Origin of the sequence: Streptomyces netropsis (genome assembly GCF_014203545.1) — a bacterium.
In the GTDB taxonomy this organism is placed as follows: domain Bacteria; phylum Actinomycetota; class Actinomycetes; order Streptomycetales; family Streptomycetaceae; genus Streptomyces; species Streptomyces netropsis.
Genome location: NZ_JACHJG010000014.1, coordinates 46,939 through 62,753 on the forward strand (window position 1 = coordinate 46,939; position 15,815 = coordinate 62,753).

Annotated in this window: 10 protein-coding genes and 1 pseudogene; 8 read left to right on the top strand and 3 right to left on the bottom strand. The window is 73.7% G+C overall.

Annotated elements, in window-relative coordinates:
• Positions 1-141 precede the first annotated feature (141 nt).
• Positions 142-2,469 carry an MMPL family transporter gene (locus FHS38_RS27850; protein WP_184738145.1) on the top strand — a complete coding sequence of 776 codons (2,328 nt, stop codon included), beginning with the start codon at positions 142-144 and terminating at the stop codon, positions 2,467-2,469.
• Here FHS38_RS27850 and FHS38_RS27855 read toward each other — a convergent pair.
• Both FHS38_RS27855 and FHS38_RS27860 read right to left on the bottom strand, forming a co-directional pair.
• The gene (locus FHS38_RS27855; RefSeq protein ID WP_260420980.1) at positions 2,396-3,172 is read right to left on the bottom strand and encodes a sirohydrochlorin chelatase; all 777 of its coding nucleotides are present in this window, start codon (positions 3,170-3,172) and stop codon (positions 2,396-2,398) included. The two genes, FHS38_RS27850 and FHS38_RS27855, sit on opposite strands and share 74 nt — an antisense overlap.
• On the bottom strand, positions 3,169-4,323 hold the full coding sequence (locus FHS38_RS27860; RefSeq protein WP_184738147.1) for a uroporphyrinogen-III synthase: 1,155 nt from the start codon (positions 4,321-4,323) through the stop codon (positions 3,169-3,171). Before FHS38_RS27860 ends, FHS38_RS27855 begins: the two co-directional genes overlap by 4 nt.
• Before the next feature lie 191 nt (positions 4,324-4,514).
• Between FHS38_RS27860 and FHS38_RS27865 the strand changes: the two genes are divergently transcribed.
• The 6 genes and pseudogenes from FHS38_RS27865 to FHS38_RS27885 all read left to right on the top strand — a co-directional run bounded on the left by FHS38_RS27865 (position 4,515) and on the right by FHS38_RS27885 (position 12,884).
• Positions 4,515-6,626, top strand: a complete 2,112-nt coding sequence (locus FHS38_RS27865; RefSeq protein ID WP_184738149.1) for a molybdopterin oxidoreductase family protein — start codon at positions 4,515-4,517, stop codon at positions 6,624-6,626.
• Positions 6,623-7,837 carry an NAD(P)/FAD-dependent oxidoreductase gene (locus FHS38_RS27870; RefSeq protein ID WP_184738151.1) on the top strand — a complete coding sequence of 405 codons (1,215 nt, stop codon included), beginning with the start codon at positions 6,623-6,625 and terminating at the stop codon, positions 7,835-7,837. Before FHS38_RS27865 ends, FHS38_RS27870 begins: the two co-directional genes overlap by 4 nt.
• On the top strand, positions 7,834-10,443 hold the full coding sequence (gene nirB / locus FHS38_RS27875; protein WP_184738153.1) for a nitrite reductase large subunit NirB: 2,610 nt from the start codon (positions 7,834-7,836) through the stop codon (positions 10,441-10,443). Before FHS38_RS27870 ends, nirB begins: the two co-directional genes overlap by 4 nt.
• Positions 10,440-10,850: pseudogene (nirD, locus tag FHS38_RS35710) on the top strand (nitrite reductase small subunit NirD); the annotation flags it as partial. The gene nirB and the pseudogene nirD, both read left to right, overlap by 4 nt.
• A 24-nt stretch (positions 10,851-10,874) precedes the next feature.
• Entirely contained in the window at positions 10,875-12,233 is a 1,359-nt protein-coding gene (locus tag FHS38_RS27880; RefSeq protein ID WP_260420999.1) for a nitrate/nitrite transporter, read from the top strand.
• Positions 12,234-12,305: 72 nt separating this feature from the next.
• The gene (locus FHS38_RS27885) at positions 12,306-12,884 is read left to right on the top strand and encodes a TetR/AcrR family transcriptional regulator (protein WP_184738155.1); all 579 of its coding nucleotides are present in this window, start codon (positions 12,306-12,308) and stop codon (positions 12,882-12,884) included.
• Positions 12,885-12,905: 21 nt separating this feature from the next.
• On the opposite strand, the gene FHS38_RS27890 is transcribed toward FHS38_RS27885, so the two are convergent.
• Positions 12,906-13,553, bottom strand: a complete 648-nt coding sequence (locus FHS38_RS27890) for a CatB-related O-acetyltransferase (protein ID WP_184738156.1) — start codon at positions 13,551-13,553, stop codon at positions 12,906-12,908.
• A gap of 236 nt (positions 13,554-13,789) precedes the next feature.
• Between FHS38_RS27890 and FHS38_RS27895 the strand changes: the two genes are divergently transcribed.
• Positions 13,790-15,811 (top strand): NADPH-dependent 2,4-dienoyl-CoA reductase, encoded by a 2,022-nt coding sequence (locus FHS38_RS27895; RefSeq protein WP_184738158.1) that lies wholly within the window; start codon positions 13,790-13,792, stop codon positions 15,809-15,811.
• Positions 15,812-15,815 lie beyond the last annotated feature (4 nt).

Genomic DNA, 15,815 nt, shown 5'->3' on the forward strand with positions numbered 1-15,815 from the left:
GCGCTCCCGGTCGGGCAAGGTAGTCCAACCGCTCCCTGGATTGCCATAGTTCACCCAATTACTTACCCCATACGAGTAAAGTGCTGTTTGCCGGAACTGCTCGTATTTCGTCAGGATTGCCGCGTCGACGAAAGGACCCGCATGCGAGGCGAACGTCCGGTGGCCGCCCCGAAGGCACGCGGAGGCGGTGCGGCCGGGTGGTCCGCCCGGCACCCGTGGTGGGTCCTGGTGACCGCGCTGGGGCTCGGTGCCCTGCTGGCGTTCGCCGCCCTCGGCGCTCCGGCCCGGCTGTCCAACGGCGGCTACATCGCCCACGGCACCGAGGCGACGCGCGTCGAGAACGTGCTCACCCAGCGGTTCGGCGCGGGCATTCCGGACCTCGTGCTGCACGCGCGCGCCGCCGGGCCCGTCACCGGTCCCGAGGCGGCCGCGGCCGGGCGGGAGTTCGCCCGTCAGGTGGCCCGGCGGCCCGGGGTGCGCCAGGTCCTCTCCTACTGGACCGTCGGGGACGCCCGGCTGCTGAGCGAGGACGGGCACGCCGCCCTCGTCACCGTCGATCTCCACGGGGACGAGCACGCGACGGCCCGGCGCGCCGCGACGCTGGTGCCCGGGCTGACGGGCCGGCACGGGCCGCTGCGGGTCACCGCGACCGGTCCGGCGTGGGTCATGGCGCAGGCCACCGAACTCAGCGGACACGAGCTCGTCCGGGCCGAACTCATCGGCGTACCGCTCGCCGTACTGGTGCTGCTCTTCGCCTTCGGCTCGCTGACCGCCGCCCTGCTGCCCGCGCTGGTCGGAGGGCTCGCGGTGGCCGGCACGTTCGCGGTGCTGCGGCTGCTGACCGCGCTCCTGCCCGTCTCCGCCTTCGCGTCGAACATCACCACGGCGCTCGGCTTCGGCCTGGCCGTCGACTACGGGCTCTTCGTCGTCACGCGCTACCGGGAGGAACTGGCCGCCGGCGCCGACCCCGGCCGAGCCGTCATCCGCACCATGCGCACGGCCGGCCGCACCGTGAGCTACTCCGCGGCCACCGTCGTCGTCTGTCTGAGCGCGCTCCTGCTCTTCCCGCAGGGATTCCTGCGCTCCCTGGCCGTCGCGGGGGTGAGCGTGGTGGTGCTGGCGGCGGCCACGACCGCGCTGGTCCTGCCCGCTCTGCTCTCCGTCGTCGGCACCCGCATCGACCGAGGTGACGTCTTCGCGCCCCTGCGCCGAGCCCGGCGCGGCGACGGCACGTCGCCGTGGCATCGCGCCGCGCGCGCCGCCACGGCGCGACCGGTGCTGTCCGGTGGCTGCGCGGTGCTCTTCCTGGCGACGCTCGCCCTGCCCTTCGCGCACGTCCGCTTCGGCGTCGCGGACGAGCGCGTCCTGCCCGAGCGGGTCGAGTCGCACGCCACCGCCGTCACGGTGGAGCGGGACTTCGACCTGCCGTGGAACCGCACCCTGACCGTGCTCCTGCCAGAAGTCGACGCCGTGGACCAGGAGGCGGAACTGGACGCGTACGCCCGCCGCGTCTCCGCCCTCCCCACGGTGGACCGGGTCTCCACCGGCCTCGGTGCCTACGACGACGGCCGGCTCACCGAGGGCCCGCGCGTCGGCTCGCTCGCCCACATCACCCAGGGCGCGACCTGGCTGGCCGTGACCGGCAGCGGAACGCCCGAGCAGGACGAGCGCCTGGTCGAGGAGCTACGCGCCCTGCCGTCCCCCGGGCCACACCTCGTCGGGGGCCGACCCGCCCGGGTGCTCGACACCAAGGACGCCGTCTTCGCCGCCCTGCCGAAGGCGGCGGCCGTCGTCATCGGCGGGGTCCTCCTGCTGCTGTTCCTCTTCACCGGCTCGGTCCTCATCCCCGTCAAAGCGGTGCTCATGGGGGTGATGAGCCTGACCGCGAGTTTCGGAGCCATGGTCCACGTCTTCCAGGACGGGCACCTGCGTGGCCTCCTCGGCGACTTCACCGTCACGGGGGAACTGGAGACCTCCATGCCCGTCCTGGTCTTCGGCGCGGCCTTCGCGCTCTCCGTGGACTACGAACTGTTCCTCGTCTCCCGGATCCAGGAGGAGTACCGGGCCTCGGGCGACCACCGCGGCGCCGTGGTGAACGGCGTCGCCCGCACCGGCAAAATGATCACGACCGCTTCGGTGATCTTCGCCGTCGCGCTCCTTCCCCTGGTCGCCTCCGAGATCACGCTGCTCAAACTCATCGGATGCGGACTGGCGACGGCGGTCCTGGTCGACGCCACCGTCGTCCGGGGCGTGCTCGTGCCCGCCTTCATGCGGCTGACCGGTCACGCCAACTGGTGGGCGCCCCGCCCGCTCGCCGTTCTCCATCGACGGCTGGGCGCGGACCGGTGGCACGTCCCGCCGCCCCGGCCCGCGGACGTGCCGGCCGCCCGGCACCTCACCGCGGATGGGCGGCCGTACGAGGCGGCCGGCCTGGACTCCGGCCGGGCGTCACGAGAGGGACCGCCCTGAAACAGGCCTCGTCGTAGCGGCGCAGCACCAAACGGGCCACCGTCTCGTGCGCGCCCAAGGGCGCGCAGGTGATGTTCGCGCCGCAGTCCGCCGCCCGCCGGGCGAAGAATCCGGGGGCCAGCAGATAGGGGGCCACCGCCGTGCACCGGTGGCCCCGCGCCCGTAGCGCGACGACGGCCTCGGCGGGCGTGGGGGACGCCCCGCCCAGATACGACGGCAGCACCGGGCACCCCAGCCGCACTCCGAGCAGCCGTGCCGCCTCGGCCGTCGCGGCGTTCGCCGCCGGGTCACGGGAGCCGGCGGCCGCGAGGACGACCGCCCCGCCCCGGGCGGTCCCGGGCCAGCCGGCCTCGCGCAGCCGGTCGCCGAGGGCCGTCGCGAGCAGCGGGTCCGGGCCGAGGACACGGGCCACGGGAGCCCGGCCGAAACCGGCCGCGGCCAGGGCGGCGGGGATGTCCGTACGGACGTGGTAGCCGGTTCCCAGCAGCAGCGGCACCACGACCGGGGTGCCGCGCAGATCGTCCAGCGTCTCCGCCAGTCCGGGATCGGCATGGCCGAGGAAGCCGGCTCTCACCCGCAGGCCGGGACGCAACCCCCTTACCTGATCCAGGAGTTGACGGACAGTCCGGACGCCCGCCGGGTCTCGTGTGCCGTGGGCGACGGCGACCAGCACCGGCGTGCGCGCGGCGCGACCCGCGGTCATGCGTCACCCACCAGGCGGTAGCCGCGCTTGGGCACCGTACGGACCAGGTCCGCGTGCGGCCCCAGGGCCGACCGCAACCGGGCTACGGCCACCTCCACCGCGTGCTCGTCGGCGCGGGCGGCGTCCGGCCAGGCACGGCGCAGCAGCTCACCGCGGCTGAGCACATGGCCGTGCCGCTCGGCCAAGGCCCGCAGCACGGCCGCGAGCAGCGGCGGCAGCCACACCGCCGTGCCGTCGCGGAGCAGCGCGCTGCCCTGGAGCACCAACCGTCCGGGCGGGCGCAGGAGTTCCAGGCGGCCGCGCCCCGGCAGTACCTCACCGAGGGTCCGTACCAGCGAGCCCAGCCGGCCCCGCTCCGGGCAGTGCGGCCGGAGGCCGAGCTCCAGCAGGGGCCGCGCGCAGACCGTCCCGACACACACCCCCAGCACGTCCTCGCGCAGCGCCGCCACCAGCGCGCCGTGGCGGCCGAGGGCGGCGGCCGTCTCCAGCAGGGCGACCACCGCCGGGGCACTGGTGAAGGTCAGGGCGTGCACCTCCCCGCGCACGGTCGCCTCCACCAGCCTCCGCAGCGCCTCCGGGTCCTGGGGCGGACCCCACCGGTAGACCGGCACCTCGATGACCTCTGCACCACGCTCGCGCAACGCCGAGGCGAAGCCGTCGAGCGGGGCGCCGTGTTCCTGGATCGCCACCCGCCGACCGCGCAGATCCCGGGCCAGCAGCCACGTCAACAGCTCGTGATTGGCCTCGGAATCGGGGGAGTAGGCCTCGTCCACACCGCTCGCCCGGACCGCCCCGGTGGCTTTCGGCCCACGGCTGATGACGGTGGCGCCACGGCACAGCCGGGTGAGCTCCGCCCCGATGCCCCATCCGTCGGCGGTGCTCATCCAGCCGCGCCAGCCCAGCCCCGTGGTGGCCACCACGTAGTCCAGCGGCCCCGCGAGACAGCGCTCGGTGGCCCGGCGCAGCGCCGTGTCGTCCTCGAGCGGGACGATGCTCAGCGCGGGCGCCTCGACGACCCGGGCACCGCGCCGGCGCAGCAGCGCCACCAGCTCCTCCCGGCGCCGCGCGGCCGTCACCCCGACGGTGAAGCCCGTCAGCTGCCCCACGGGCGAGTCGTTCGGCGACGCGGTGGCCGTGCGGGTAGTTCTCATGTGTGCAGGCTGCGCGCCCGGTGTTTCCGCCGGATTGCCCGGCCGTCACACCCGGGTGAGAACCCGCGGCCGCTTTGTTACGGCACATGTCGTGGTCATCACCGAGCCTCCCGGGACGTATGAAGAGCCCGTACCCCGCGCGCAACACCGCGGACGCCGCCGTGAAACGGCCGGGGGCGAACGTGGTCGGCATGACGACGACCGACACGCACTGCCCGTACTGCGCACTGCAGTGCGGCATGGGGCTGCGACGCCCTCCCCCCGGCGCCGGGCCCGGCGTGCCACCCGTGGAGGTCGTCGAGCGCCCCGGCTTCCCCGTCAACCGGGGCGCGCTGTGCGGCAAGGGCCGCACCGCCGCCGCCGTCCTGGACCCGGCCGTGCGGCTGACGGCCCCGCTCGTCCGCGACCCGGCCACCGGCACCCTCGTACGGGCGTCGTGGGACGAGGCCCTCAGCCGGGTCGCGGCCGGGCTCGAGGAGACCGCCACCCGCTACGGGCCCGAGGCCACCGGCGTCTTCGGAGGCGGCGGCCTGACCAACGAGAAGGCCTATCTGCTGGGCAAGTTCGCGCGCGTCGTGCTGCGCACCCCGCACATCGACTACAACGGCCGCTTCTGCATGTCGTCCGCCGCGGCGGCCCACCGGGCCGCGTTCGGCATCGACCGGGGGCTGCCCTTCCCGGTCGAGGACATCGCTACAGCCGGATGCGTCATCCTGGTCGGCGCCAACCCCGCCGAGACCATGCCGCCCCTGCTGCGGTACTTCACCGAGCTCCGCCGCAACGGCGGCCATCTGATCGTCGTCGACCCGCGCCGCACCCGCACCGCCGAACGGGCCGACACGCACCTGCGCCCGGTGCCGGGCACCGACCTCGCGCTCGCGCTGGGGCTGCTGCACCTGGCCGTCGCCGACGGCCACCTGGACGAGGAGTTCATCGCCGACCGCACCACCGGTTTCGAGCAGGCCCGGGCGGCGGCGATGGCGCACTGGCCCGAGCGGGTCGAACAGCTCACCGGAGTACCGGTGCCGCTGATGCGCGAGGCGGTCCGCCGGTTCGCCGACGCCCCCACCGCCATGGTCCTCACGGCCCGGGGCGCCGAGCAGCACAGCAAGGGCACCGACACCGTCGGCGCGTGGATCAACCTGTGCCTGGCCACCGGCAAGGCCGGCCGCCCCGGCAGCGGCTACGGCTGCCTGACCGGACAGGGCAACGGCCAAGGCGGGCGCGAACACGGTCAGAAGGCCGACCAACTGCCCGGCTACCGCTCCCTCACCGACCCGGCGGCACGCGCCCACGTCGCGAAGGTATGGGGCGTGGACCCCGGCACGCTGCCGGGCCCGGGGGTGAGCGCGTACGAGCTGCTGGACCGCCTCGGCACCCCCGGCGGCGTCAAGGCCCTGCTGGTGGCGGGCTCCAACCCGATGGTCTCCGCCCCGCGCGCGGCCCACGTCACCGAACGCCTCGCGGCACTGGACTTCCTCGCCGTCAGCGACGTCGTGCTCTCGGAGACCGCGGCGCTGGCCGACGTGGTCCTGCCCGTGGCGCAGTGGGCCGAGGAGACCGGCACCACCACCAACCTGGAGGGCCGGGTCATCCTGCGCCGAGCCGCCGTCACCCCGCCCGACGGCGTCCGCACCGACCTCGACGTCCTGCACGGACTCGCCGCGCGGCTCGGTGTCCCCCGGGGTTTCCCCACCGACCCGCAAGAGGTGTTCGAGGAGCTGCGGCGCGCCTCCGCGGGCGGCCCCGCCGACTACGCGGGCATCAGCTACCCCAGGATCCGGGCCGAGGACGGCGTCTTCTGGCCCTGCCCCCACCCCACCCACCCGGGCACCCCACGCCTCTTCCTCGACCGCTTCGCCACCCCCGACGGCCGGGCCCGCTTCGCCGCCGTCTCCCACCGGCCGGCCGCCGAGGAACCCGACGCCCACTACCCGCTGCACCTGACCACCGGCCGGGTCACCGCCCAGTACCAGAGCGGGGCGCAGACCCGGCGCGTGCCCGAACTGAACGCGGCCGCGCCCGGACCCTTCGTCGAACTCCACCCCCGTCTCGCGACGCGCCTCGGCGTCACCGAGGGCCAGCTGCTGGCCGTCACCAGCCGCCGCGGCCGGGCCCTGGCCCCCGCCCGGATCACCGACGCCATCCGCCCCGACACCGTCTTCATGCCCTTCCACTGGCCCGGCGCCGGCCGCGCCAACACCCTGACCAACCCCGCACTCGACCCGGTATCGAAAATGCCCGAATTCAAGGTGTGCGCCGTCCGGTTGGAGAAGGCGGCCACCGGAGAGCAGCAGCCATGAACCCCCACCGGATCGCGGTCGTCGGCGCCGGCATGGCCGCCGCCCGCCTCGCCCGACAGCTCCAGGCCCACAGCGCCCCCGAGGACATCGAACTGACGCTCTACGGAGCCGAACCCGACGCCCCCTACAACCGCACCCTGCTCACCGAGGTCCTCACCGGCCGGTACGCCGCCGTCGACCTCCCCTACGGCCCGGGCACCACGGTCCGTACCGGCACCGAAGTCGTCGCCCTCGACACGGACGCGCGGAAGATCGTCCTCGCGGACGGGGAGCACACCGCCTACGACAGCCTGGTCCTGGCCACGGGCGCGAGCCCCGTGCGGCCGGCCCTCCCGGGCTCGCGCACGCCGGACGGCGACCTCCTCGGCGGCGTCCACCACCTGCGCACGCTCACCGACTGCCGACTCCTCGCCGACGCCGCCGCACGGGCCGCGCGAGCCGTCGTCATCGGCGGGGGAGTGCTGGGCGTCAGCGCGGCCCGGGCCCTCGCCACCCTCGGCCCGCACGTCGACCTCGTCCACCGGGAACCACACCTGATGGGCCGCCACCTCGACGCCGAGTCGGCGGCGGCACTGCGCCACCAGCTGACCGGCCTCGGCATCGACACCCACCTGGGCCACCGGCCCCGCGCCCTGCACGGCACCGGCCGGGTGACCGCCGTCGAACTGGCCGACGGCACCCGCCTGGACACCGACCTCGTGCTCCTCGCCTGCGGAGTCCGTCCCCGCACCCACCTGGCCCGGGCCGCCGGACTCGACGTGCGCCAAGGGATCGTCGTCGACGACCGCCTGGCGACCTCCGCCCCCGGCACCTACGCCCTCGGCGACTGCGCCGAACACCGGGGCGTCGTCCACGGTCTGGCGGACCCCGCCTGGCGACAGGCGGACACCCTGGCCGCCCTCCTCTCGGGCACCGACCCGCACGCCCGCTACACCGGCGCCCGCCCCCTGACCCGGCTGACGGCGGGCCCCGTGCAGCTGGCCGCCTTCGGCGACCCGGCCGCCGAACGCCACGGCGACCACGAGGTGCTGCGCCTCACCGACGCCACCCGCGGCACCCACAGGAAGCTCGTCCGACGCGGCGACCGACTGGCGGGCGCCGTCCTGCTCGGCGACCTCGCCACCCTCGGCGACCTGCTCGCCGTATGGCAACGCGACGAGGACCTCCCCGCCGACCCCCTGTACCTGATCCACGAAGGAGCCCGCCCATGACGCGACCGTCCGACGCCACCGACACCCGCCGCAGCCTCGTCCTGGCCGGCCACGGCATGGTCGGCCAGCGCTTCCTGGAAGCGCTGTACGAGAAGGAGGGCGCGGACCGCCGGTGGCGCGTCACCGTCCTGGCCGAGGAACCCCGGCCCGCCTACGACCGCGTACACCTCACCGCCACCTTCACCGGCACCCGCGCCGAGGACCTGGCCCTCACCCCGCCCGGCTTCCTCGACTCCCACGGCATCGACCTGCGCCTGGGCGAGCCCGCCACCGCCGTCGACCGCGACGGGCGCACCGTCACCACCGCGTCCGGAGACCGGATCGGCTACGACGCACTGGTCCTGGCCACCGGCTCCTACCCCTTCGTACCGCCCGTCCCCGGCCACGACGCCGACGGCTGCCACGTCTACCGCACCATCGAGGACGTCGCCGCCATCCGCTCCCGCGCCGCCGGCGCGCGCACCGGCGTCGTCGTCGGCGGCGGACTCCTCGGCCTGGAGGCCGCCGGGGCCCTGCGCGCCCTGGGACTGCGGACCCACGTCGTCGAATTCGCCCCCCGCCTGATGGCCCTCCAGATCGACGACGCCGGCGGCGCGGCCCTCCGCCGCAAGATCGAAGAGCTGGGCGTGTCCGTCCACACCGGAGCCGCCGCCGAACGGATCGACACCGACGCCGACGGGCGGGTCCGCGCACTGGCCCTCTCCGACGGCACCGTGCTCGACGCGGACCTCGTCGTCTTCTCCGCGGGCGTACGGCCCAGGGACCAGCTCGCCCGAGACTGCGGCCTGCCCGTCGGCGACCGCGGCGGCATCGTCGTCGACACCGGCTGCCGCACCGCCGACCCCCGCATCCACGCCATCGGCGAATGCGCCCTCGCCGCCGACGGGCGCGTCTACGGACTCGTGGCCCCCGGATACGCCATGGCGGAGACCGCGGCCCGCCGGCTGGGCGGCGAGGACGGCGAGTTCACCGGCGCCGACACCTCCACCAAACTCAAACTCCTCGGCGTCGACGTCGCCAGCTTCGGCGACGCCCACGGCACCACCGAAGGCGCCCTCGACGTCCTCTACGCCGACAGCCGGGCCGGCGTCTACAAAAAACTCGTCATCGGCCCCGACGGCAGCCTGCTCGGCGGCATCCTCGTCGGGGACGCCGACTCCTACGCCACCCTCCGACCACTCGCCGGGAGCAGCGCCCCCCTGCCCGTACCGCCCGAACAACTCCTGCTGCCCGCCTCGGCCGGACCCGCGGGCGGCCCGGTGGGGGCCGCGGCCCTTCCCGACGACGCGGTGATCTGCTCCTGTCACAACGTCAGCAAAGGCACGATCCGCACCGCGGTCGCCGAAGGCGGCTGCGCCACGGTCGCCGCCGTCAAGAAGTGCACCAAGGCCGGCACCGGCTGCGGCAGCTGCGAGAAGGCCCTCACCACCCTCGTCACCGACGAACTCGCCGCCACCGGCACCGAGACGGCCCGGGGCCTGTGCGAACACTTCACCCACACCCGCGCCGAGCTGTACGAGATCATCCGGGTCAAGGGCATCACCACCTTCACCCGGCTCCTCGCCGAGCACGGCAGCGGCCAGGGCTGCGCCGTCTGCAAACCCACCGTCGCCTCCATCCTGGCGACCCTCGGGGACACCCCCTACATCCTCGACGGCGAACAGGCCGCCCTCCAGGACACCAACGACCACTTCCTCGCCAACCTCCAGCGCAACGGCTCCTACTCCGTCGTCCCCCGCGTTCCCGGCGGCGAGATCACCCCCGACGGGCTCATCGTCATCGGCGAGATCGCCCGCGACTTCGGCCTTTACACCAAAATCACCGGCGGGCAGCGCATCGACATGTTCGGCGCGACCGTCGACCAGCTCCCCCCGATCTGGCGCCGCCTGGTGGACGCCGGATTCGAGTCCGGCCACGCCTACGGCAAGGCACTGCGCACCGTGAAGTCGTGCGTCGGGCAGACCTGGTGCCGCTACGGCGTCCAGGACTCCGTCGCCCTCGCCATCGACCTCGAACTGCGCTACCGGGGCCTGCGCGCCCCGCACAAACTCAAGTCCGCGGTCTCCGGCTGTGCCCGCGAGTGCGCCGAGGCACAGAGCAAGGACTTCGGCGTCATCGCCACCTCCACCGGCTGGAACCTCTACGTCGGCGGCAACGGCGGCATGACACCCCGCCACGCCGACCTGCTGGTCCAGGACGTCGACCGCACCACGCTCGTCCGCACCATCGACCGCTTCCTGATGTTCTACATCCGCACCGCCGACCGGCTCGAGCGCACCGCCCCCTGGATCGAGCGGCTCGAAGGCGGCCTCGATCACCTCCGTGCCGTGATCCTCGACGACAGCCTCGGCATCTGCGCCGAACTCGACGAGCTGATGGCCCGTCATGTGGACACCTACCAGGACGAATGGGCCGCGACCCTGGACGATCCCGAACGCCTGCGCCGCTTCGCCTCCTTCGTCAACGCCCCCGGCACCCCCGACCCCGCCGTGCGCTTCGTCCCCGAACGCGCCCAGATCCGACCCTCCCGCCCCGGCGACGTGGACGGCACGGCCCCGTCCGTGCCCCTGATCGCCGGCCCCGCCCTGAAGGTGCGTACCCCATGACCGACATCGTTCACGCCCCCACCGCCCCCATCGCGGAGCCCGCGCTCCCACCGCCGCCACCGAACGAAGCGGCAGGTACGGCCCCCGCCCCGGACGCGCTCGTCGAGATCGGCGACGGCGACACCTGGACGACCGTCTGCCGCTACGGCGACCTCACCCCCGGCCGGGGCGTCACCGCCCTCGTCGGCGGCGAACAGGTCGCCCTCTTCCGCGACGCCGCCGGAGCGCTCTACGCGCTCGACAACCGTGACCCCTTCAGCGGCGCCTACGTCATCTCCCGCGGTGTCACCGGCAGCCGCGCCGGAACCCCCGTGGTGACCTCACCCATGTACAAGCAGGCCTTCGACCTGCGCACCGGGGACTGCCTCGACGACGACAACGCCCCCGCCGCCCTGCGCACCTGGCCCGTACGGACCACCGGGCCGGCCACCTTGCCACCGCCACCGCGGCCCGCACCTCCGAGGGCCCGCACCCTCACCGAATGGCGCCCCGAGGACCCCGCGTTCTGGGAACGCGTCGGCGCCCGCATCGCCCGGCGCAACCTCTGGCTGTCCGTCCTCACCGAACACATCGGCTTCTCGATCTGGAGCATGTGGTCCGTCCTCGTGCTCTTCCTCGGCCCGGAATACGGCATCGACCCCGCCGGGAAATTCACCCTCGCCGCCGTCCCCACGGCCGTCGGCGCGGCCCTGCGCCTGCCCTACACCGCCGCGGTCGGCCGCTTCGGCGGCCGGAACTGGACCGTCGTCAGCGCCCTGCTGCTCCTGCTCCCCACCGCGTTCGTCGCCGTCGTCCTCGAACCCGGCGTCTCCTACTCCACGCTGCTCGTGGCCGCGGCCGTGGCCGGCGTCGGCGGCGGCAACTTCGCCTCCTCCATGGCCAACATCAACGCCTTCTACCCCCAGCGGCTCAAGGGCCGCGCCCTGGGCATCAACGCGGGCGGCGGCAACCTCGGCGTCCCCGCCGTACAGCTCGTCGGCCTGCTGATCCTCGCCACCGCCGGCGCCGCGCACCCGCGCCTGCTGCCCCTGATCTACCTCCCGCTGATCGCCCTGACCGCCGTCGTGGCCGCCCTGCGCATGGACAACGTGCCCACCACGCGGGAGACCGGACACGCCCTGCGCGAGATCACACGAGACCGTCACACCTGGGTGATGTCACTGCTGTACCTCGGCACGTTCGGCTCGTTCATCGGCTTCGGCTTCGCCTTCGGGCTGGTCCTCCAGGCGCAGTTCCACGACCAGCTCGACACCCCGGTCAAGGTCGCGTGCCTGACCGTGCTGGGCCCGCTGCTCGGTTCGCTCGCCCGGCCCTTCGGCGGTGCGTGGGCCGACCGCCACGGCGGTGCGCGGGTGACACTGGCAACCTTCGCGGCCATGACCGCCGGCACCGCCCTGATCCTCACCGCCTCCCGGCTCCATCTCCCGGCTCTCTTCCTCGGCGCGTTCGCCGCGCTGTTCGTCCTGAGCGGCATCGGCAACGGTTCCACCTATCGCATGATCCCCGCCCTCCACCGGGCCAAGGCCCGGGACCGGGCCCTCACCGGTGGCGCCGACCCCGCCGCGACCGAGGCCGCCGCCCACCGCCGCGCCACCGCCCTGATCGGCCTCGCCGGCGCGATCGGCGCCTTCGGTGGCGTGCTCGTCAACGTCGCCTTCCGGCAGAGCTTCCTCACCTTCCACAACGGCGACGCGGCCTACCTCGCCTTCCTCGCCTTCTACGTCGCCTGCTCGGCCCTGACCTGGATCGTGTACCTGCGCCCGTCCCGGCACCGGCTGAGCGGAGTCTGACGCCGCCCGGGGCGGGCACCTCGGGAAGAGGAAACGGTAGTGTGGCCGCCGCTTCTTCACGAGGGAGGGACCATGGCCGATGCGCCGCAGGCCACCACGGTGCGCGGGCCCCGCAAGGACCAGGCCCGCAACCGGCGACGGCTGCTCGACGCCGCCCGCGAGGCGTTCAAGGACCAGGGCCCGGACGCCGGCATCGACGGCATCGCCCGTCGCGCGGGGGTCGGCGCGACCACCTTCTACCGCCACTTCCCCACGAAGGACGACCTGGTCGACGTGTTGCTCGACGAACTGTCCGAAGGTTCCCGGGAGGCCGCCGAGCACGCCGCCGGCATCACCGACGGCTGGACGGCCTTCCGTACCGTCTTCACCCGGGGCTGCGTTCCGCACGAGGAGGACCTCGCGCTCTTCGACATCCTGTGCCGCACCAGCGCGCGGGCGGCCGAGCGCGGGCGGCGGGTCACCGTCGAGCTGATCGGCCCGGTCGTCGAACGCGCCCGGAGCGAGGGGATGTTGCGCGGCGACGCGACGGTGGAGGACATCGCCGCGTTCATGCGCATGGCCGACTCGGCCGCCTCCGCCGGGCAACGCCGGAGGGCGCACGACGTCCTCCTCGCCGGTCTGCGCTCCCGCGGCGGTGCCGCCGACGCGTGACGACACGAGGCCCCAGAGACGCTATCGCCCGGCCGGGGCGGCCGCTTCGAGGTCGTCGACGCTGCCGGACATGATGGTGCGCACGTGCTCGGTGATGTGCGCGGCGGGCCAGTCCCACCAGGCCAGGGCCAGCAGGCGGGCGATGTCGGCCTCGTCGAACCGGGTGCGGATGAGCTTGGCCGGGTTGCCGCCCACGATGCCGTAGTCGGGAACGTCGTCGACGACGACCGAGCCGGAGGCGATGATCGCGCCGTGCCCGATGCGGACGCCGGGCATCACCATGACGCCGTAGCCGAACCACACGTCGTTGCCGACCACGGTGTCCCCCCGGCCGGGCAGTCCGCTCAGCAGGTCGAAGTGCTCGGCCCAGGAACCGCCCATGACGGGGAAGGGGAACGTCGAGGGGCCGTCCATCCGGTGGTTGGCGCCGTTCATGATGAACCGCACCCCGGTGCCCAGCGCGCAGAACTTCCCGATGACGAGCTTCTCCGGCCCGTAGTGGTAGAGCACGTTGCGACTCTCGAACGCGGTCGGGTCGTCCGGGTCGTCGTAGTAGGAGTACTCCCCGGCCTCGATCAGCGCGGAGGTCACCAGCGGCTTCAACTGGACGACGCGCGGCTGGTCGGGGAAGGGGTGGAGCGCGGTGGGGTCGGCGGGAACGCGGTTCACGGTGACGTCACTTCCGGGTGGTTGCAGGGGGCATTCATGATGCCGCGCCGTTCCCCGCGTCCGCACGCCGATATGCGCGTCGCGCTCATGGCGTGGCCGAGGCCGGAGCCGGAGAGCCTCGCGCGCGGCTTCGCGGTCCTGTCGGCTTTCGGGCACGCCCCGGTTATGCAACTTGTTGCATAATGCGTCCACGTGCTCTACAACTGTGCTGACGACACAGCGCGAGGAGCCGCCCGATGAGCCCGTACCCGCACCTGCTGAGCCCCCTCGACCTGGGGTTCACGACCCTGCCCAACCGGGTGATCATGGGGTCGATGCACATCGGACTCGAAGAGGCCGAGGGGGGCTTCGAGCGGATGGCGGCGTTCTACGCCGCGCGGGCGCGCGGCGGCGCGGGGCTGATCGTCACCGGCGGCATCGCCCCCAACGAGGCCGGGCGCCCCTGGGAGGGCGGAGCCAAGCTGACCACGTCGGCGGAGGCCGAACAGCACCGGGCCGTGACCGCCGCGGTGCACCGCGCAGGCGGCAGGATCGCGATGCAGATCCTGCACTTCGGCCGGTACGCCCACCACCCCGGCCTCGTGGCGCCCAGCGCGCTCCAGGCGCCCATCAGCCGCCACACACCGCACGCCCTCACCGACGACGAGGTCGAAGCGACCGTCGAGGACTTCGTGCGCGCGGCGGAACTGGCCCGGCTCGCCGGCTACGACGGTGTCGAGATCATGGGTTCCGAGGGCTATCTGATCAACGAGTTCATCGCCCCCGGCACCAATCGGCGCACCGACCGCTGGGGCGGCTCGTACGAGAAGCGGATCCGCTTCCCCCTGGAGATCGTCCGCCGCACCCGCGAGCGCCTGGGACCGGACTTCATCCTGATCTACCGGCTGTCGATGCTCGACCTCGTACCGGGCGGCTCCTCACTGGAAGAGGTGATCACGCTGGCCCGGGAGATCGAGGCCGCCGGAGCCACGATCATCAACACCGGAATCGGCTGGCACGAGGCCCGCATCCCCACCATCGCGACCTCCGTGCCGCGCGGCGCCTACACCTGGGTCACGAGGAAGGTCATGGGCTCGGTCTCCGTTCCGCTGGTGACCAGCAACCGCATCAACACCCCCGAGCTGGCGGAGCAGTTGCTCGCCGAAGGGTGCGCGGACCTGGTGTCCATGGCCCGCCCGTTCCTGGCCGACCCCGACTTCGTGGCCAAGGCCCGGCAGGGCAGGGCCGAGGCGATCAACACCTGCATCGGCTGCAACCAGGCCTGCCTCGACCACACCTTCAGCGGCCTGATCACCTCCTGCCTGGTCAATCCCCGCGCCTGCCACGAGACGGAACTCGTGCTGTCGCCGACCCGCCGCCGCAAGCACCTCGCCGTCGTCGGAGCCGGCCCCGCGGGCCTGGCCTTCGCCGTGTCGGCGGCCGAACGCGGGCACACGGTGACGCTGTTCGACGCGGCGGACGAGATCGGCGGACAGCTGAACATCGCCCGGCGGATCCCCGGCAAGGAGGAGTTCGGCGAGACCCTGCGCTACTTCCGCACACAGCTCGAACTGCACGGCGTGGACGTGCGGCTGAACACCCCCGTCACCGCCGCGGACCTCGCCGAAGGCACCTACGACGAGATCGTCGTCGCCACCGGCGTCACCCCGAGGACCCCGGAGATACCCGGCGCCCGGCACCCCAGCGTCCTCAGCTACCTCGACGTCCTGCGCGACGGCGCCGAGGCCGGCGAACGCGTCGCCGTCATCGGCGCGGGCGGCATCGGCTTCGACGTCGCCGAATACCTCACCGACGGCGGCGAGGGGGCGAGCCTCGACGCGACGACGTACTTCCGGCAGTGGGGCGTCGACACGGACTACCGCACCCCCGGCGGACTCCGCGCGGCCGACCGGCCGAAGCCGCCCCGCACCGTGCACCTGCTCCAGCGCAAGACCACCAAGGTCGGCGCCGGACTCGGCAAGACCACCGGCTGGATCCACCGCACCGAACTCAAGCACCGGGGCGTCACCATGGTCGCCGGCGCGCGCTACGACCGCATCGACGACGAGGGCCTGCACATCACGGTCGACGGCGTCCCCACGGTCCTGGCCGTCGACACGGTGGTCCTGTGCGCCGGGCAGGAGCCGCGACGCGAACTGTACGAGGAGCTGCGCGCGGCCGGCCGGACCGTCCACCTCATCGGCGGCGCCGACGTCGCCGCCGAACTCGACGCCAAGCGGGCCATCCGCCAGGGCACGGAACTGGCCGCTGCCATCTGACCGC

Coding starts and splice junctions, on each gene's coding strand:
- FHS38_RS27865 (WP_184738149.1), top strand. CDS start 4,515: ATGACGACGACCGACACGCACTGCCCGTACTGCGCACTGCAGTGCGGC.
- FHS38_RS27855 (WP_260420980.1), bottom strand. CDS start 3,172: ATGACCGCGGGTCGCGCCGCGCGCACGCCGGTGCTGGTCGCCGTCGCC.
- FHS38_RS27850 (WP_184738145.1), top strand. CDS start 142: ATGCGAGGCGAACGTCCGGTGGCCGCCCCGAAGGCACGCGGAGGCGGT.
- FHS38_RS27870 (WP_184738151.1), top strand. CDS start 6,623: ATGAACCCCCACCGGATCGCGGTCGTCGGCGCCGGCATGGCCGCCGCC.
- FHS38_RS27885 (WP_184738155.1), top strand. CDS start 12,306: ATGGCCGATGCGCCGCAGGCCACCACGGTGCGCGGGCCCCGCAAGGAC.
- FHS38_RS27895 (WP_184738158.1), top strand. CDS start 13,790: ATGAGCCCGTACCCGCACCTGCTGAGCCCCCTCGACCTGGGGTTCACG.
- FHS38_RS27860 (WP_184738147.1), bottom strand. CDS start 4,323: ATGAGAACTACCCGCACGGCCACCGCGTCGCCGAACGACTCGCCCGTG.
- nirB (WP_184738153.1), top strand. CDS start 7,834: ATGACGCGACCGTCCGACGCCACCGACACCCGCCGCAGCCTCGTCCTG.